Consider the following 17,372-nt stretch of genomic DNA (forward strand, 5'->3'; position numbering starts at 1 on the left):
CCGGGCTGGGTTCGCGCGCACCCGACCGACCGGGCTGGCCCGCCAGTCACGCCCCGGCTGAGTTCGCGCGCACCCGACCGACCGGGCTGGCCCGCCGGTCACGCCCGGGCTGAGTTCGCGCGCCCCAACCGCGTGGTCCGGTATGCCGTGTCGCCCGCTCGGGCGCGCGCCCTCAGTGCCGCCGGACCGCGCCTGTCGAACCGCGCACCACGAGCTCGGGGCGGAAGACGTACTCCGCACGGGGAGAGGGCTGTCCGGCGATCTCGTCGAGCAGGGCGCGCACCGTGGCGGCGCTCATGGCGTTCACGCTCTGGCGCACCGTCGTCAGCGGCGGGTCGGTGAAGGCGATGAGCGTCGAGTCGTCGTAGCCGACCACGGAGAAGTCGCGCGGCACGTTGAGACCACGCTTGCGCGCCTCGCGGATCGCGCCGAGCGCCATGAGGTCCGAGCCGCAGACGACGGCCGTTGCACCACGGTCGAGCAGTCGGCCGGCCGCGGTGGCCCCGCCCTCGACGGAGAAGAGGGAGCGCTCGATGAGGTCGTCGACGTCGGGGCGTCCGGTCAGCTCCTGCATGGAGTGGCGGAAGCCCGCGATCTTGCGGATGACCGGCACGTAGCGATCCGGCCCGACGGCGAGCCCGATCTCACGGTGCCCCAGGCTGACGAGGTGCTCGAGCGCGAGTCCCATCGAGGCGACGTCGTCGTTGCTGATGAACGGCGCGTCGACCCCCTCGATGAAGCCGTTGACGAGGACGAGCGGCAGGTTGCGGTCACGCAGCGCGATGTAGCGGTCGGGGTCGGTCGTCGTGTCGGCGTGGAGGCCGGAGATGAAGATGATCCCCGCGACGCCGCGCTCGAGCAGCATCTGGACGTAGTCGTCCTCGTGCACTCCCCCGGCCACCTGGGTGCAGAGCACCGGCGTGTAGCCGTTCTGGGCGAGCGAGTTCTCGATGATCTGCGCGAAGGCCGGGAAGATCGGGTTGGTCAGCTCGGGCACGATGAGCCCGACGAGCCCGGCGCTCTTGCGGCGCAAGCGACTCGGGCGGTCGTAGCCGAGGACGTCGAGCGCCGTCAGCACCGCCTGCCGGGTCGACTCGGCGACTCCGGGCTTGCCGTTGAGCACCCTGGAGACGGTGGCCTCCGACACGCTCGCCTGGTCGGCGATGTCGCGCAGTCGTGCTTTCACCCGTCACCTCCCCCTTCGTCGCACGTGGCGTGGACCGCCGTCGGCGGGACGCCACGTCCAGATGCGGACGGTAGGCCCCGAGGCGCTCAGTGTGACAGCACGCTTGCCGACCTTGGGCGCAGGTCCGTAGAGCGAGGTCCCCGACTCGATGCCGGCCAGGTGGCGCGGGTCGAGCAGGACCGGCTCGTGGGCGGCACGGGCCACGTGCACGAGGGCGGTCTCCTCGAGCGTCTCGCGGAGGTAGACCATCGCGTCGCCCTCGGCGTGCACCCACCGCAGTCCGCCGCGGCGGAGCGCGACCGACTGCTTGCGGGCATCGATGAGGCCGCGGTAGACCGAGAGCGTCCCTGCGTCCCAGTCGTCCTCGTCCCACGGCATCGGGCGTCGGCCGTCCTCGCCGAACGTGCCCTCCATGCCGATCTCGTCGCCGTAGGTCATCATCGGCATCGACGGGAAGGTGAAGAGCAGGCCGGCGGCCGCCTCGACCGCGTCGGTGCCGACGAGCGTGCGGATGCGGGGCACGTCGTGCGAGCCGACGAGGTTGAAGGAGTGGACGAGCGACTGCCAGGCGATCCTCGACGTGAAGTCGCGCATCGTGTCGACGACGGCGCCGGCGTCGAGCAGCGGGAGCGGCACGGGCGCACCGAGGAACCTCGGGTCCTTGGGCTCCTGCCTCAGCCACGTCCACGCGGGCTTGCAGAAGCCGGCGTAGTTCATGACGCCGTGCCAGCCGTCGCCCGGCATGTCCGGGGTGTAGTCGTGGAAGTGCTCCCCGACGAGCAGCGCGTCGGGTGCGACGCGGCCCATGACGTCACGCATCTGCCGGGCCACGCCGTGGTTGACGTCGGTGGCGCGCCAGCGACCGGTCATGTTGGCGACGTCGACCCGCCACCCGTCGAGGCCGCCCGAGCGACCCAGCCACTTGCGTACGACCCCCTGGGGGTGCTCGAAGATGCGGTGACGCAGGGCGGCGTTGAGGTGGTTGAGCTTCGGCAGCGACGGCACGCCCAGCCAGGCGACATAGGTGCCGCCCTCCCAGATGTAGTAGTCCCGCTCGGGGGTGTTCTTCCCACCCGGGCCGGCCGCCTTGAGGAACCACTCGTGCGCGTCGCCCGTGTGGTTCGTCGTGAAGTCGCCCATGACCTTCATGCCGCGCTCGTGCGCAGCCCGGGTGAGGCGTCGCAGCGCCTGGGCTCCGCCGAGCAGCTGGTCGATCTGCTCGAAGGACGACGCGTCGTAGCGGTGGTTCGAGCGGGCCGGGAAGAACGGCGTCATGTAGACGACGTCGACCCCGAGCGACTCGAGGTGGTCGAGGTGCTCGGTGATGCCGTCGAGGTCACCGCCGTAGAGCTGGTGGGCGACGCCCGTGGGGCTGAGGTCGACCGGGTCGGTCCAGGCGGCCGGGATCGCCCACTCGGGGGTCTCGTGCCTGTCGGCGGCCTTCGAGCGCGCGAAGCGGTCGGGAAAGATCTGGTAGACGACGGATCCCAGGGCCCACGCGGGTGGCGGGGCGGCGTGCGCCACGAGCCGGAAGTCGCTCGAGTCGGGCACGTCCCGCTCGTGGATCCCGGTTCCGTTGAGCCACAGGTACTTCGTGGGCCCACCCGTCAGCAGGAAGCGGTAGTTCGTGACCGGGTTGTGGCAGGTCAGGGTGGCACGCCACCAGTCGTCGGCCGCCGTGGTGCGGACCTTGCGCGCGACGGTGAAGGTCGCCTCACCGTCCGGGGCGGTGCGCACGTGCGCGGCCTTGACGTCGGCCTCGAGCGGCACCCGGACGAGCACGTCGACGCTGTCGCCGAGGCGGGGCGTCTGGTTGGAGACGTACCGCCCCGACCCGTCGTGGTGCGGCTGGCTAAGCCACGTCTGCTGGCGGGTCGGGGCAGCGGTCACTTCACGGATCCCGTGGTCAGGCCACCGACGAGCTGCCGCTGGAAGGCCAGGTAGAGGAGCATGACGGGGATGGAGCCCAGGAGCGCGCCGGCCGTGAACCGGCCGAACAGGGTGTTGGCGTCGTTGCCGAGCGTCATGCCGTAGAGCCCGACACCGAGCGTCTGGTTGTCGACGTCGGTGAGGAAGACGCTGGCCAGCATGAACTCGCCGTACAGGCCCACGAAGACGAGCATGAAGACCGTGACGAGGATCGGCATGACGAGCCGCAGCGTCATCGTGAAGAAGATGCGTGCGTGGCTGGCCCCGTCGACGATCGCGGCCTCGTCCAGCTCTCGCGGGACCGTGTCGAAGTAGCCCTTGAGGAGCCACACGTTGGCACCGAGTGCACCACCGAGGTAGGCCAGGATGAGGCCAGTGACGGTGTTGAGGCCCAATGCCGGGAGCACGTCACCGATGCCAGCGAAGATGATGTACGTCGCGACGATGGCGAGCAGCGCCGGGAAGAACGTCGTCAGCAGCAGGAACATCATGCCGCCGCGGCGGCCCTTGAAGCGCAGGCGCGAGAAGGCGAACGCCGCACACGCACCGATGAACACCGCCCCGAGCGCACCGACGAGCGAGATGATCATCGAGTTCTTGTACCAGGTCCAGAACGGGCGCGAGCTGTCGTTGAACAGGTCGGTGAAGTTCTTCGTCGAGAAGCCCGACGGCAGCAGGCTCGCGGTGTTGAGCGTGCCGCTGGGGTTGGTCGCCGCCGAGTAGATGAAGAGGATGGGGAAGAGCGCCCACATCAGGGCGAGGATGCCCAGGGCATGGCGCCACCACACGGAGCCACCGAGGCCACGACGCTTCGGCGAGGGCGGCGTCGGGGCACCGGTCTCCTGTGCGACGCGGGTGTCCATCCGCGGGTCGGCGGGGAGCGGAGCATTCACGGTCGACATCAGTTGACCTCCTCGAGAGCCTTGGTGCGACGGAAGCCCGGGATGCTCATCAGCGCCACGAGCAGGAAGATGATGACCGAGACCGCGGCCGCGAAGCCGTAGTTGGGTGCGCTGCCCGAGAAGGCCAGGCGGAACGCATACGTGATGAGCAGGTCACTGGAGCCGATGCTCGTGTCGGCGCCGTTGAACGGGCCACCCTTGGTCAGCAGGTAGATGAGCCCGAAGTTGTTGAAGTTGAAGGCGAACGACGCGAGCAGCAGCGGTCCGACCGCGACGAGCAGCAGCGGCATGATGATCGATCGCAGGGTCCGGAAGGCGTTGGCGCCGTCGATGGTCGCCGCCTCACGCACGTCCTGCGGGATCGACTGCAGCGCACCCGTGCAGACGATGAACATGTAGGGGAAGCCGAGCCAGAGGTTCGTGATGAGGATCGCGGCCTTGGCGCCGAACGGCGTTCCGAGCCAGTCGATCCCGAGACCCAGGGTCTGGTTGATGATGCCGTAGTCCTGGTTGAACATGCCCTTCCACACCAGCGCCGTCACGAAGCCGGGCAGGGCGTAGGGAAGGATCAGCAGGGACCGGTAGATCGCCTTGCCGCGCAGCCTCGGGTCGTTGAAGAGCAGCGCGATGAGCATGCCGAGCAGGAACGTCGAGAGCACCGAGACGATGGCGAAGACGACGTTCCAGATGAAGATGCCGAGGAAGCCGTCGCGGATCGTGCTGTCGGTGAAGATGCGCGTGTAGTTGGCGAAGCCGACGCCCTCCTTCCAGCCCTGCGGGAACGAGACGGTCGGGTCGGCGACGTTGACCCACCGGGCGTCCTTCGGGGCGTAGACGGTCGGCGGCTGCGTGGAGGCGTCGGTGAGCTTGTCGGCCTTGGCGTCGTAGGTCACCGTCGCGCGGCCCTCGAAGGCCTCGGAGAGGCCGACGGGCTTGATGCCACCGCCGTCGGTCGTCGGGATGGCGATGGCGGAGAGATCCTTGCTCCGGGCGTTGGCCTGCCGCGCGTTGAGGACGGCGTAGCCGGGAGCCTTGGTGATCTTGCCGATGGAGGTCTTCTCGACCCCGGTGGCCGGCAGGGGCTGCAGTCCCGCCTTGTCGCCGACGAACATCGAGCCGTCGGGCTTGGTCAGCAGCAGCACGAGGTCGGCGGTGGCGGGGTCACCGCCCTCCTTCGTCGCGATCGACATCTTGTAGCGCGGGGTGTTGGCGACCTCACGCACCGACTGGGCGATGATGTCGGAGACCGACTCCTCCTTGCTGTAGAGGTGGCCGTCGCCGTAGTTCGTCGTCGACAAGCTCGCGGTGTAGAGCACCGGCCACAGCTGGAAGAGGGTCATGAAGAGCAGACCCGGCACGAGGTACTTCAGGGGCACGGCGCGTCGTGTCGCGTAGACGGCGAGGATCCCCATCCCCACGAGTCCGGCGATGACGACCGCCATCGTGTTACCTGCCTGGGCGAGCTTGGTGGCGATCCACAGGATGCCGGCCATCGTCGCGACGATGAGAACCCACTTGATCGCGAGCGCGAGGGGCTTGGTCATGTGACACGTCCTTTTGCGCCGGACCGGCGCCGTTGCCGTAGATGCACGAAGGGGAGCCCCATGGGAGCTCCCCGGTGGCCCGATCCCGGGCCCGAGGGCCCGGGGTCCGCCGCGACGGCGGACCCCGGAACCCTGTCAGACCGAGGGGGCTCAGCCCTTGGCGATGTTGGCCGCGATCTCCTTGGCAGCAGCGTCGAGACGCTCCTTGGCACCGGCCTTGCCGGAGATGATGTCAGCGGTCGCCTGGCCGAAGGGGCCCCAGACCGAGTTCATCGCCGGGATGTTGGGCATCGGCTTGCCGCCGGTGCCGGCCTCGTACCAGGCCTTGACGTCGGGGTCGCTCGCGGCGACCTCGTCGTAGGCCTCCTTGAGGGCCGGCGGACGCTTGCCGACCTCGAACAGGGCGAGCTGGACGTCCTTGCGCGGGATGTAGTTCGTGACGAACTCCTGCGCGAGGGCGGCGTTCTTGGCCTTGCTCGAGACGTAGAACATCTGGACACCGAGGAACGGCTGCATGGGGCCGCCGCCGGTGAGGCTGGGCAGCGGGGCGATGCCGTAGTTGATGCCGGCGTCCTTGGCCTTCGCGACGCTCCACGGGCCGGAGATCATGAACGGGGCGGCCTTCGTGTCGAAGAGCGCGTCCTGGTTCGTGTCGTCGACGTTGGTCGAGAGGACCTTCTTCTTGCCGAGCTCGGCGAGGACGTCGCCACCCTTGACGGAGCCGGGGCTGTTGACGATCAGCTTGTTGGGGTCGTAGTCGCCGTTGGACTTCGTGGCGAAGATGCCGCCGTCCTGGAACGCCGAGAGGTACGGGTAGGCGAAGTAGGCGTTGCCGACCTTGGAGACGAACTGGGACAGGACCTGCTTGGCCTTGCCCTCCTTGATGAGCTTCTCACCGGTGGCGACGAGCTCGTCCATCGTCTTCGGGGGGTTCGGGACGAGGTCCTTGTTGTACATGAGGCCGATGTTCTCGACGGCGTAGGGCACGCCGTAGGACTGGCCGTTGAACTTCGTGGCCGCGATCGCGCTCGGCAGGAACTTCGCCGCGACGTCGGGGCTGAGGTTGACCGGGGCGACCGTCGAGTTCTGGACGAGCTCGCCGAGCCAGTCGTGGGCACCGACGATGACGTCCGGGCCCTTGCCGACCTTCGTCGCGTCCTTGAACTGGGCGCGGGTGTCGGTCGAGATCTGGACCTTGACCGAGACGCCGTTCTCGGCGGCGAACTGGTCAGCGTACTTCTGCACGGCCTTGGAACGGTCGGCGTCGGTCCAGATGACGAGGTCGACGTTGGCGTCACGGACGGGAGCAGCGGTGCCGCTCGGCGTCTCGGGGGTGCCGGTGGTCGTGGCCTTGCTCGTGCCGGCGGCACCGGTGTTGGACGGGGTGGTGGGGCTGGACCCACCGCAGGCGCTGAGGGCCAGGGCGGCAACACCCGTGACAGCAGCAGCGCCGAGCGCACGCTTGTGCATGGATTCTCCTTTGAAGCCAGGTGGCACACGCCGCCACCGGTGCCCCGGAATCTAGCAAGAAGTTGCAGACAGCGGCCACCCGCTTGCAGCAACTTTTTGCAACGTTCTGGACACGACATGAAACCGCAGGTCAGCGGGGGCACGGATGGGCTGGGGGTGGTCAAGGCGTCGCGCATGGGACATGATGGCGAGGCCTGCTCAGCCGGGCAGGCACCTTTACAACGGATCGTCCGGCACGTTCCTGCCGGTGAAGGAAGGCAATGAAGCCATGGCAACAGTGACGTTCGACAACGCGACGAGGCAGTACCCGGGCAACCCGGTCCCCTCCGTCGACAAGCTCAACATCGAGATCGCGGACGGGGAGTTCCTCGTCCTCGTCGGTCCTTCCGGATGTGGCAAGTCCACCTCCCTGCGCATGCTCGCCGGCCTCGAGGAGGTCAACGGCGGACGCATCCTCATCGGGGACCGCGACGTGACCAACCTGTCCCCCAAGGACCGCGACGTCGCGATGGTGTTCCAGAACTACGCGCTCTACCCGCACATGACGGTCGCCGACAACATGGGCTTCGCGCTCAAGATCGCCGGCGTCGACAAGGCCGAGATCCGCAAGCGCGTCGAGGAGGCCGCCAAGATCCTCGACCTGACGCCCTACCTCGACCGCAAGCCGAAGGCCCTCTCGGGTGGCCAGCGCCAGCGCGTCGCCATGGGCCGCGCGATCGTCCGCTCGCCCCAGGTGTTCCTCATGGACGAGCCGCTGTCCAACCTCGACGCGAAGCTGCGCGTCCAGACCCGCACGCAGATCGCCTCGCTCCAGCGCCGCCTCGGCGTCACGACGGTCTACGTCACGCACGACCAGGTCGAGGCCATGACGATGGGTGACCGCGTCGCGGTGCTCAAGGACGGCATCCTCCAGCAGTGCGACAGCCCGCGCCGCATGTACGACCACCCGGCCAACGTCTTCGTCGCCGGCTTCATCGGCTCGCCCGCCATGAACCTCATGAGCGTGCCCGTCACCGAGAACGGTGTCGACCTGCACGGCCACACGGTGCCGATTGCGCGCGAGGACCTCTCCGGCGTCGGCAAGGACGTGACGCTCGGCGTCCGCCCCGAGGACCTCGAGCTCTCGTCCGACCAGTCAGGCATCCCCGTCACGGTCGACGTAGTCGAGGAGCTCGGCGCCGACGCCTACATCTACGGCTCGACCGAGCAGAAGCTGCTCGAGGCCACCGGCGAGAACGCCGGCGCCGTGCCGTTCATCGCCCGCGTCGACGGTCGCCGTCCCCCGGAGAAGGGCGAGAAGATCTACCTCAAGCCCAAGGTCGGTCACGTCCACGTCTTCAACTCGGAGTCGGGCCTGCGCGTCGGCGACTGAGCCGCAGCGCCTCCGGCGCCAGCAGATCGCGTATGCCGCTGGGCCGGCACCCCTCGTGGGTGCCGGCCCAGCGTCGTTCTGACACAAGGCTCGACAAGTCGGCCCCCAGCCCCGCCGTGGCCCTAGGCTCCGCGTGTGACGACTTCGCGGATCGGACGCGCCTGGCACACCCTGACGCTGCTCGTGGCGGTCATCGCCCTCGTCCTGCAGCTCTACCTCGTCATCAGCGGCGAGAACATCCTCGACTCGAGCGCGGTGACGACCGCCCGCCCCGAGCAGGTGCGCCGCTACTTCAGCTACTTCACGATCCAGTCCAACATCCTCGTCGCCGTCTCGATGTTCCTCATCGTCCGCGACCGGGTGGACACGCAGGCCTTCCGCGTCGTCCGGCTCGCCTCGCTCATCGGGATCACCGTCACGGGCGTCGTCGCTGCCGTCGCGCTCCCGCCGTCGCCGACGTACACGACGGCCAACCTCGTCTGCGACCGCCTGCTGCACGTCGTCGTGCCTTTGCTGACCTTCGCGGGCTGGGCCGTCTTCGGCCCTCGCGGGCGGGTGACGCGCGAGGACCTGCTGCCCTCGCTCATCTGGCCGGTCCTGTGGCTCGCGGCGACGCTCGCGCTCGGCCCCTTCGTCGGGTGGTACCCCTACCCGTTCCTCAACGTGGGCACGATCGGCCTCGGCCGCACCCTGCTCAACTGCGCCGTCATCGCCGCGCTCTTCCTCGCCCTGGGGGCCCTCGCGCTGTGGGCCGATCGACGCCTGTCGCGCGAGCGTGCCACGATGAGCGCGTGACGCTCGAGATCACCACCGCCAGGCCCGAGTCCGCCCTGCTCGACCTGCCGTGGTCGACACCGCTGGAGGACTGGCCCGAGAGCCACCTCGCGGCGCTGCCTCGTGGCATCTCCCGCCACGTCGTGCGCTTCGTCAAGCTCGGGCCGCGGGTGCTCGCGGTCAAGGAGATCAAGGACGACATCGCCGACCGCGAGTACGCCATGCTGCGCAACCTGCGCCGGCTCGACGTGCCATCGGTCGAGCCGTTCGGGGTGGTGCACGGTCGCGCCACCGCGGACGGCGAGCCGCTCGACGCGTGCCTCATCACCCGTCACCTGCAGTTTTCGCTCCCCTACCGCGCCCTCTACAGCCAGAACCTCCGGCCCGACACGGCGGTGCGCCTCATGGACGCGCTCGCGGTCCTGCTCGTGCGCCTGCACCTCGAGGGCTTCTGGTGGGGTGACGTGTCGCTGTCCAACACCCTCTTCCGCCGCGACGCGGGCGCGTTCGCCGCGTACCTCGTCGACGCCGAGACCGGTGAGCTGCACGCCCGCCTGTCCGACGGCCAGCGCGAGCACGACCTCGACATCGCGCGGGTCAACATCGCCGGCGAGCTGATGGACCTCGCCGCGGGCGGCTTCCTCGAGGAGCACGCGGACCCGTTCGAGGTGTCCGCGTCGGTCATCGAGCGCTACCACACGCTGTGGGACGCCCTCACCGGCACGGAGCGCTTCGAGCTTGGTGACCGCTGGCGCGTCGACGAGCGCATCCGGCGCCTCAACGAGCTCGGCTTCGACGTCGACGAGCTGTCGATGACGACCGACATCGGCGGCACCGAGATCGTCATCACCCCGAAGGTCGTCGACGCCGGCCACCACTCCCGCCGCCTGCTGCGGCTCACCGGCCTCGACGTCGGCGAGAACCAGGCCCGCCGCCTGCTCAACGACCTCGACGCGTATGCCGCGGCGACCGACCGTCAGGGCGACGACGAGGAGATCGTCGCGCACGACTGGCTGGCCAAGGTCTACGAGCCGGTCACCCGCGCCGTGCCGCGCGAGCTGACGGGGCGCCTCGAGCCGGCCGAGATCTTCCACGAGGTCCTCGAGCACCGCTGGTACATGAGCGAGCGGGCCGGCCACGACACCCCGATCGAGGACGCGCTGCGCGACTACGTCGCCACGGTGCTGCCGGCCAAGCCGGAGGAGAAGTCCGTGCTGGGGGTCGACACCGAGGAGATGCCGGTCATCAGCCGGTTCGACTGACGGGGGCTCCGACCCCGACCCCGGCGGACGCGAGGCGGCGGACACCGCTCAGCGCGACGGCATACGTCGCCCCGTGGGCACGTCCGGCTCCTCCGCCGGCCCCGAGAGGATCTGGCCGAAGAGGACGACGATCCACAGCAGGAACGTCACGACGTGGACCGCCGTGCACCACAGGCAGATCGAGTGGATGCGGTAGAGCTCGGCCCACACGAGGTAGAGCACCATGCCGAGACCCACCGTGAGCCAGCCCAGGCGCGCCAGGTCGAGCCAGCGCTCGGGACGGCGCCACACCGAGGGCAGGCACAGCCCGAGCGTCACGACGAAGAAGACGAGCCCGAGCAGCGCCACGGGGATGCCCATGAACGTGCTCCAGGCACTCGACGTCACCTTGGCGCAGTCGACGACGCCCCCGATGCTGCAGGCGAGGGTGGCGTTGGCCGTGAAGTGCTCGAAGGTCAGGTAGGCCGAGACGAGCAGCCCCACGACCGAGAGGCCGAGCGACAGGGGCGCGAGCCAGGCCGGGCGCGCCCGGCGGGCGAGCGGCTCGGTCGCGCCGGTGGTCACGTCGTCACGCAGCGAGCTCACGCCGGGTCACCGCTTGAGCAGGACGGACGCGGACTGCACGCCCTGGCTCGTGCAGACGTTGGCCGGCTGGCCCTTGGTCTGCGCGCAGATCTGGGCGGTGATCATGTTGATCGCCGGCGTGACCGTCTTGCCGATGTCGGAGGTCGGGTCCTGGATGCCGGCGATGATCTGGTCGTAGGTCTTGCCCTCGAACGCGTTCGCGTCGACCGTGGCGCCGTCGGTGGCGTTGGTGCCGCCGTAGGTGATCCACGGGATGCCGCCGCCGGGGTTGAACTTCTGGAAGAGCGCGAGGTTCTCGCCGTCGAGCGTCTGGAGCGGCTTGCCCTCGCGGTCCTGGGTCTCGATCGCCTGGAAGGCCACGACGTCGCTCGTGAACTTCGCGTCCTTGAATGAGAACGTCGGGGTGTTGGGGTGCACGTCGGTGCTCGAGCTCGTCGTCTCGGTGATGCCGGTGAAGGTGCCGAAGCGCGACAGCGCCCCGATGAGCGCCCACCGCTCCATGGCGCAGAAGGGGCAGTACTCGGCGCCGATGTAGAGCACCTTGGGCTTGCCGTCCTGCGTGAGCGCCGCGCCGCCCTGCAGCTTGGCCGGGGCCTGGGCCGGCGACGGCGCGGGGGCCTTGTCGAAGAGCGTCGCCGGCAGCTTCTGCAGGGTGGCGAGCGCAGACGCCCCGGCCCCGCCCGAGGAGGCGGCGGGCGCGTCGGCCGGACGGTTGGAGATGACGATGCCGAGGACGACGGCGACGACCACGACGACGACGGCCACCGATGCCGCGATGACCTGCTTGCGCTGGCGGTCCTTGCGGGCGGCCTCGGCCCGTAGCTGCGCCGCGCGGGCGGCGGTCTCGGCACGGCTGCTCTTGGCCACGGTACGTCCTTCGGTCCGGCTGCTCGTCCGCAGCGCTCAGCGTGACGCCCCACTGGGTACTACAGGGCGTAGTCGATTGGTCAGCACTCTAATCGAGCACCCTCTGACCAGCGTGGCAGGCCCGTCCGAAGTTCCCGAACTCACAGCCCGGCACGCGCCGGCTCCCGGAAACGGCAGGAAGCCGTCGGCCCACGCTCGGGCGTGGGGCCGCTCGCTCCCGAGGTCGGCTGCGCCGAGCCGGCGTATGCCGTCCCGCGAGGTCGAGCGGCTCCGCTCAGCGTCGGCGCTGGCGGGCGATCTCGTAGAGGGTGACCCCGGTGGCGAGCCCGGCGTTGAGCGACTCCACCGCCGAGCTCATCGGGATCGAGACGATCTGGTCGCACGTCTCGCGCACGAGGCGCGAGAGGCCCTTGCCCTCGGAGCCGGTCACGATGACGAGCGGCTCGGTGGCGAGCGCCAGGTCGGGCAGCTCGACGTCGCCGTCCATGTCGAGGCCGAGGATGAAGAAGCCGGCCTTCTTGAACTCCTCGAGCGCCCGGGTCAGGTTGCTCGCGCGGGCCACCGGGATGCGGGCGGCCGCACCGGCGGAGGTCTTCCAGGCCGAGGCCGTCATGCCGACCGAGCGGCGCTCGGGCACGACGACGCCGTGGCCGCCGAACGCCGCGACCGAACGCACGATGGCGCCGAGGTTGCGCGGGTCGGTGATGCCGTCGAGCGCCACGACGAGCGGGATGCCGGGCATCTCGGGGTCGATGAGGTCGTTGGGGTGGGCGTAGTCGTAGGGCGGCACCTGCAGGGCGAGCCCCTGGTGCACGCCACCGTCGGTGAGCCGGTCGAGCTCGCCGCGGGGGGTCTCGAGGATCGCGAGCCCGCGCTCGGTGGCGAGCTTGAGGGCCTCGCGCACGCGGTCGTCGGTGTCGATGCGGGTCGCGACGTACATCGTCGACACGGGCACGTCGGCGCGCAGGGCCTCCACGACCGAGTTGCGGCCGTAGACCATCTCGCTCGAGGCCTTGCTGCGCGACTTGGGTCGTGCGGAGCCGCGGCCCGCGCCGCCGGAGGCGCCCCCGGAGCGCTTGGCGGCGGCGTTGGCCCGCTTGTGCGCGGGGTGGTACTCGCGGTCGGCGGCCTTGGGCGTGGGGCCCTTGCCCTCGAGCCCACGGCGACGCTGGCCGCCCGAGCCGACGGTCGCGCCCTTGCTGTTCTTGCGGATGGCGCCGCGCCTCTGGGAGTTGCCTGGCATGTCAGCCCTGTGCCTTCTCGGCCCCGCGGGCCGCGCTGGTGGTTTCGGTGTTGTCGGCGTCGCCGCGCGCAGGGCGGGCGAGGGACCACTGGGCCCCCGACGGGGTGTCGGTGATCTCGATGCCGACGGCGGTCAAGGTGTCGCGGATCTCGTCGGCGCGCTCGAAGTCACGCTCCTGACGGGCGACCTGGCGGGCGTCGAGCTGCGCCCGGACGAGTGCCTCGAGCGCCAGCTCGGCGGCGGCGTCCTCGCGGCTGCCGCCCGAACCCCAGTGCGCCGCAAGGGGGTTCACCCCGAGCACGTCGGTCATCGCGACGACGGCGCCGGCTGCCGCAAGGGCCGCCTCGTCGTCGTCCTCGTCGAGCGCGCTGTTCCCGGCGCGCACCGTGTCGTGCACGACGGCGAGCGCCCCGCTGACGCCGAGGTCGTCGTCCATCGAGGCGACGAAGGCGGCGGGCAGGTCGGCCGCGGCCACCGTCTCGATCGCCCCACGGCGGGCCGCGCGCTCGAGGAAGCCCTCGATGCGCTCGACGGCGCCGGCCGCCTCGTCGAGGGAGCCGGGGTGGTACTCGATCATCGAGCGGTAGTGCGCGGCGGTGAGGTAGTAGCGCAGCACGATCGGCCGCGTCTCCTCGAGCAGGTGACGCACCTCGAGGGCGTTGCCGAGGGACTTGCCCATCTTCTGGCCCTTGACCGTGACCCACGCGTTGTGGAGCCAGTAGCGGGCGAAGCCGAGGCCGGCCGCGCGCGACTGCGCCTGCTCGTTCTCGTGGTGCGGGAAGCGCAGGTCGATGCCGCCGCCGTGGATGTCGAACTCGTCGCCGAGCCAGCGTCGCGCCATGGCCGAGCACTCGAGGTGCCAGCCGGGGCGGCCGGCCCCGAACGGCGTCGGCCACGACGCGCTCTCGGGCTCGTCGGCCTTGCGTCCCTTCCACAGGGCGAAGTCGCGGGGGTCGTGCTTGCCGCGCGGGTCGGCGTCGTCGGCGCTGGCCATGTCGTCGAGGGACTGGCCGGTCAGCGAGCCGTACTCCGGCCACGAGCGCACATCGAAGTAGACGTCGCCGCTGCCGTCGGGGGCGGCATACGCGTGCCCCTTCTCGATGAGCGTCTCCATGAGGGAGACCATGTCGGGCACGTGCCCGGTGGCGCGCGGCTCGTAGGTGGCCGGCAGGACCCCGAGCGCGTCGAGGGCCTGCGACGTGAGGCGCTCGTTGCGGTAGGTGAGGGCGAACCACGGCTCGCCGGCCTCTGCGGCCTTGCGCAGCACCTTGTCGTCGATGTCGGTGACGTTGCGCACCAGGGTGACGTCGTAGCCGTGGCCCGTCTCGAGCCAGCGGCGCAGCACGTCGAAGGCGACGGCGAAGCGGATGTGGCCGATGTGCGGCGCACCCTGCGTCGTGAGACCACAGATGTACATGCCGACCTTGCCCGCCTCGCGCGGCGTGAAGTCGCGCAGCTCCCGGGTCGCGGTGTCGAACAGTCGTAGGGTCACCCGCCGAAGTCTATCGGCGCGTCGCGTCGGACCCGACCACGCGCAACCGAGCACGTATGCCGTCCGCCCGGCGTCCGCAGGGCCGCCTCCCTCCCGCGGTCCCGCGGCTACGCTCGGCGCCATGGCGGAACCGCGGCTCACGAGCTACGAGCGTCTCGACGGCTCCGAGGTGCGGGCGGTCATCTCCTTCCTCGGCGAGCGCATCGACGACTACCTCCCGCGCCACCCCGGGCTCCGGGCCGCCACCGAGGAGCTCGGCAAGGTCGTCGACGGCCTGCGCGACCGCGGACGGAGCGCACCTCGCCAGCGGGCGGCGCTGCTGCTCGTCTCGCGCGTGCTGATCCTCGTCGTCGCCGCCGTGTCGTTCGTGGCCGTCGTCATCGCCGTGCGCGACGCCGTGGCCCGCGCCGGCAAGCTGGCGGCGTTCGAGTGGCTGCCGGTGCTCGAGAGCCTCATCAACGACCTCGTCTTCGCCGGCATCGCGATCTGGTTCCTGCTCTCGCTCGCCGACCGGGTCGTGCGCAACGACCTGATCCACCGGCTGCACCACCTCCGCTCGCTCGCGCACATCATCGACATGCACCAGATGAGCAAGGACCCCGCAGCCGTCCTGGGCCGGGCCCCCTCCGCGGCGCCGGAGGACCCCGACCGGATCAGCCCGCGCACCATGTCGGCCCGGGACTACGGCCTCTACCTCGAGTACTGCTCCGAGCTGCTGTCGCTCACCTCCAAGGCCGCGGCCCTGTGCGCGGAGGAGTCGACCGACGCCCTCGTGCTCGACACCGTGAGCGAGATCGAGAACCTCACGACCGGGATGAGCCGCAAGATCTGGCAGAAGATCAGCCTGCTCCGCGACGTCCCACGAGAGTGAGGCGGCCCGACCGCGGGAGCCGGCCACCCGGCATACGCCCTCGGTCGCGGGTGCCGGGTGGCGCGGACCGCGCGTCAGTGCCCTCGGCGGACCCACTCCTCGACGTCGGGCTTCTCGTCCGCGACCGTCGTGGCGCTGCCGTGCCCGGTGAGCACGACCGTCTCGGGAGGCAGGGAGAGGAGCTTGTCCTTGATCGACTCCACGATGGTCGGGAAGTCGGACCACGACCGCCCCGTCGCCCCCGGACCGCCCTGGAAGAGCGTGTCGCCCGTGAAGACGACACCGAGGTCGCGGGCGTGGAAGCAGCAGGCGCCCGGGGCGTGGCCCGGGGTGTGCAGCACGACGAGCTCGACGTCGCCGACCTGCACGACGTCACCGTCGGCGAGGTCCTGGGTCGGCGCGAGGTCGGGGTGCGTCTGGTCCCACAGCACCCGGTCGTCCGGGTGGAGCGCGACCGTCGCCTCGGGGTGGGCCGCGAGCAGCTCGGGCACGACGGTGACGTGGTCGTCGTGCGCGTGCGTCAGCAGTACGTGCGTCAGGCGACGGTCACCGACGAGCTCGAGGATCGGGGCGGCGTTGTGGGGCGCGTCGACGACGACGCACGAGCCGTCGTCACCGATGACCCAGACGTTGTTCTCGACCTCCCACGTGCCGCCGTCGAGGCTGAAGGTGCCCAACGTCGTCGTGTGGTCGACGCGGACGCCGCCCGGCGAGGGCTTGACCTGGTCGTACGTGCCGAAGGTCGTCACAGCTCGACCACCGACCGGAGGACCTCGCCGGCGTGCATCTTGTCGAAGGCCGCCTCGATGTCGCCGAGGCCGATGCGCTCGGTGACGAAGGCGTCGAGGTCGAAACGGCCCTGCTTGTAGAGCTCGACGAGCATCGGGAAGTCACGGCTCGGCAGGCAGTCGCCGTACCAGCTGGACTTGAGCGAGCCGCCGCGACCGAAGATGTCTATCATCGGCAGGGTCACCTGCTGGTCGGGCGTCGGCACGCCGACGAGGACCACCGTGCCGGCGAGGTCGCGGGCGTAGAAGGCCTGCTCGTAGGTCTCGGGGCGGCCGACCGCCTCGACGACGACGTCGGCGCCGTTGCCGCCGGTCAGGCTGCGGATCGCCTCGACGGCGTCGGTGTCCTTGCTGTTGACCGTGTGCGTCGCGCCGAAGTGCTTGGCCTGTTCGAGCTTGGCGTCGCTGACGTCGACGGCGATGATCGTCGTCGCCCCGGCGACCTGGGCGCCGGCGATGGCGGCGTTGCCGACCCCGCCGCAGCCGATGACGGCGACCGAGTCGCCACGGGTCACGCCACCGGTGTTGACGGCCGCGCCGAAGCCGGCCATGACGCCGCAGCCGAGCAGGCCGACCGCGGCGGCGTCGGCCTCGGGGACCTTGGTGCACTGGCCGGAGGCGACGAGCGTCTTCTCGATGAAGGCGCCGATGCCGAGGGCCGGCGTCAGCTCGGTGCCGTCGGTCAGCGTCATCTTCTGGGTGGCATTGGCGGTGTCGAAGCAGTACCACGGCTTGCCCTTGGCGCAGGCGCGGCACTGGCCGCAGACGGCGCGCCAGTTGAGGATGACGAAGTCACCGGGGGCCACGTCGGTGACACCCTCGCCCACCGCCTCGACGTAGCCGGCCGCCTCGTGCCCGAGCAGGAACGGGTAGTCGTCGTTGATGCCGCCCTCCCGGTAGTGCAGGTCCGTGTGGCACACCCCGCAGGTCTCGATCTTGACCACCGCCTCACCGGGGCCCGGGTCGGGCACGACGACGTCGACGACCTCGACGTCGGCTCCCTTGCTGCGGCTGATGACACCCTTGACGGTCTGCGGCATGACTACTCCTGTCGATCTGCGGACGAACGGGCCCGAGGGCCTTCCTT

The 17,372-nt window shown here is 70.3% G+C and carries 15 protein-coding genes; 4 read left to right on the forward strand and 11 right to left on the reverse strand.

Translation table 11 applies throughout. The features are described 5' to 3' along the window. Positions 1–172 precede the first annotated feature (172 nt). From ABD297_RS01665 to ABD297_RS01685, 5 genes are all read right to left on the reverse strand, one after another. Positions 173–1,186 carry a LacI family DNA-binding transcriptional regulator gene (locus ABD297_RS01665; RefSeq protein ID WP_344252378.1) on the reverse strand — a complete coding sequence of 338 codons (1,014 nt, stop codon included), beginning with the start codon at positions 1,184–1,186 and terminating at the stop codon, positions 173–175. Positions 1,187–1,189: 3 nt separating this feature from the next. Continuing rightward, entirely contained in the window at positions 1,190–3,076 is a 1,887-nt protein-coding gene (locus ABD297_RS01670; RefSeq protein WP_344252379.1) for a glycoside hydrolase family 13 protein, read from the reverse strand. After that, positions 3,073–4,017, reverse strand: a complete 945-nt coding sequence (locus tag ABD297_RS01675) for a sugar ABC transporter permease (protein ID WP_344252380.1) — start codon at positions 4,015–4,017, stop codon at positions 3,073–3,075. The genes ABD297_RS01670 and ABD297_RS01675 overlap by 4 nt, the downstream gene beginning before the upstream one ends. After that, positions 4,017–5,561 carry an ABC transporter permease subunit gene (locus tag ABD297_RS01680; RefSeq protein WP_344252381.1) on the reverse strand — a complete coding sequence of 515 codons (1,545 nt, stop codon included), beginning with the start codon at positions 5,559–5,561 and terminating at the stop codon, positions 4,017–4,019. Before ABD297_RS01680 ends, ABD297_RS01675 begins: the two co-directional genes overlap by 1 nt. A gap of 150 nt (positions 5,562–5,711) precedes the next feature. Beyond that, on the reverse strand, positions 5,712–7,031 hold the full coding sequence (locus ABD297_RS01685) for a sugar ABC transporter substrate-binding protein (protein WP_344252382.1): 1,320 nt from the start codon (positions 7,029–7,031) through the stop codon (positions 5,712–5,714). Positions 7,032–7,299: 268 nt separating this feature from the next. Between ABD297_RS01685 and ABD297_RS01690 the strand changes: the two genes are divergently transcribed. The 3 genes from ABD297_RS01690 to ABD297_RS01700 all read left to right on the forward strand — a co-directional run bounded on the left by ABD297_RS01690 (position 7,300) and on the right by ABD297_RS01700 (position 10,439). Further along, positions 7,300–8,403, forward strand: a complete 1,104-nt coding sequence (locus ABD297_RS01690; protein WP_344252384.1) for an ABC transporter ATP-binding protein — start codon at positions 7,300–7,302, stop codon at positions 8,401–8,403. Positions 8,404–8,538: 135 nt separating this feature from the next. Next, positions 8,539–9,198 carry a Pr6Pr family membrane protein gene (locus tag ABD297_RS01695; RefSeq protein ID WP_344252385.1) on the forward strand — a complete coding sequence of 220 codons (660 nt, stop codon included), beginning with the start codon at positions 8,539–8,541 and terminating at the stop codon, positions 9,196–9,198. Further along, positions 9,195–10,439: a DUF4032 domain-containing protein gene (locus tag ABD297_RS01700; RefSeq protein ID WP_344252387.1), complete on the forward strand. Its 1,245-nt coding sequence runs from the start codon at positions 9,195–9,197 to the stop codon at positions 10,437–10,439. Before ABD297_RS01695 ends, ABD297_RS01700 begins: the two co-directional genes overlap by 4 nt. Before the next feature lie 48 nt (positions 10,440–10,487). Here ABD297_RS01700 and ABD297_RS01705 read toward each other — a convergent pair whose 3' ends face one another. The 4 genes from ABD297_RS01705 to cysS form a co-directional block, all read right to left on the reverse strand. Then, complete coding sequence (locus ABD297_RS01705; protein WP_344252388.1) at positions 10,488–11,024, reverse strand: vitamin K epoxide reductase family protein; 537 nt, start codon at positions 11,022–11,024, stop codon at positions 10,488–10,490. Positions 11,025–11,030: 6 nt separating this feature from the next. Beyond that, positions 11,031–11,891, reverse strand: coding sequence for a DUF929 family protein (locus ABD297_RS01710; protein ID WP_344252389.1), 861 nt, complete (start codon positions 11,889–11,891; stop codon positions 11,031–11,033). A gap of 274 nt (positions 11,892–12,165) precedes the next feature. After that, a complete protein-coding gene (rlmB, locus tag ABD297_RS01715) occupies positions 12,166–13,134 on the reverse strand; it encodes a 23S rRNA (guanosine(2251)-2'-O)-methyltransferase RlmB (RefSeq protein ID WP_344252390.1) in 969 nt (322 codons plus the stop codon). 1 nt (position 13,135) lies between these two features. Continuing rightward, entirely contained in the window at positions 13,136–14,626 is a 1,491-nt protein-coding gene (gene cysS / locus ABD297_RS01720) for a cysteine--tRNA ligase (protein ID WP_344252391.1), read from the reverse strand. 121 nt (positions 14,627–14,747) lie between these two features. On the opposite strand from cysS, the gene ABD297_RS01725 reads away from it, so the two are divergent. Then, entirely contained in the window at positions 14,748–15,497 is a 750-nt protein-coding gene (locus ABD297_RS01725; RefSeq protein WP_344252393.1) for a hypothetical protein, read from the forward strand. A gap of 74 nt (positions 15,498–15,571) precedes the next feature. Here the strand turns inward: ABD297_RS01725 and ABD297_RS01730 are convergent, their stop codons facing one another. Continuing rightward, positions 15,572–16,246: an MBL fold metallo-hydrolase gene (locus tag ABD297_RS01730; RefSeq protein WP_344252394.1), complete on the reverse strand. Its 675-nt coding sequence runs from the start codon at positions 16,244–16,246 to the stop codon at positions 15,572–15,574. Continuing rightward, positions 16,243–17,325: an S-(hydroxymethyl)mycothiol dehydrogenase gene (locus tag ABD297_RS01735; protein WP_344252395.1), complete on the reverse strand. Its 1,083-nt coding sequence runs from the start codon at positions 17,323–17,325 to the stop codon at positions 16,243–16,245. The genes ABD297_RS01730 and ABD297_RS01735 overlap by 4 nt, the downstream gene beginning before the upstream one ends. Positions 17,326–17,372: the final 47 nt, after the last annotated feature.

It is taken from the genome of Terrabacter carboxydivorans, from assembly GCF_039532035.1.
Classification (GTDB): domain Bacteria; phylum Actinomycetota; class Actinomycetes; order Actinomycetales; family Dermatophilaceae; genus Terrabacter; species Terrabacter carboxydivorans.

Excerpts from the sequence above, each read along its gene's own strand:
- ABD297_RS01675 (WP_344252380.1), bottom strand. The coding sequence starts at position 4,017 with ATGTCGACCGTGAATGCTCCGCTCCCCGCCGACCCGCGGATGGACACC.
- ABD297_RS01680 (WP_344252381.1), bottom strand. The coding sequence starts at position 5,561 with ATGACCAAGCCCCTCGCGCTCGCGATCAAGTGGGTTCTCATCGTCGCG.
- ABD297_RS01685 (WP_344252382.1), bottom strand. The coding sequence starts at position 7,031 with ATGCACAAGCGTGCGCTCGGCGCTGCTGCTGTCACGGGTGTTGCCGCC.
- ABD297_RS01690 (WP_344252384.1), top strand. The coding sequence starts at position 7,300 with ATGGCAACAGTGACGTTCGACAACGCGACGAGGCAGTACCCGGGCAAC.
- rlmB (WP_344252390.1), bottom strand. The coding sequence starts at position 13,134 with ATGCCAGGCAACTCCCAGAGGCGCGGCGCCATCCGCAAGAACAGCAAG.
- ABD297_RS01725 (WP_344252393.1), top strand. The coding sequence starts at position 14,748 with ATGGCGGAACCGCGGCTCACGAGCTACGAGCGTCTCGACGGCTCCGAG.
- ABD297_RS01735 (WP_344252395.1), bottom strand. The coding sequence starts at position 17,325 with ATGCCGCAGACCGTCAAGGGTGTCATCAGCCGCAGCAAGGGAGCCGAC.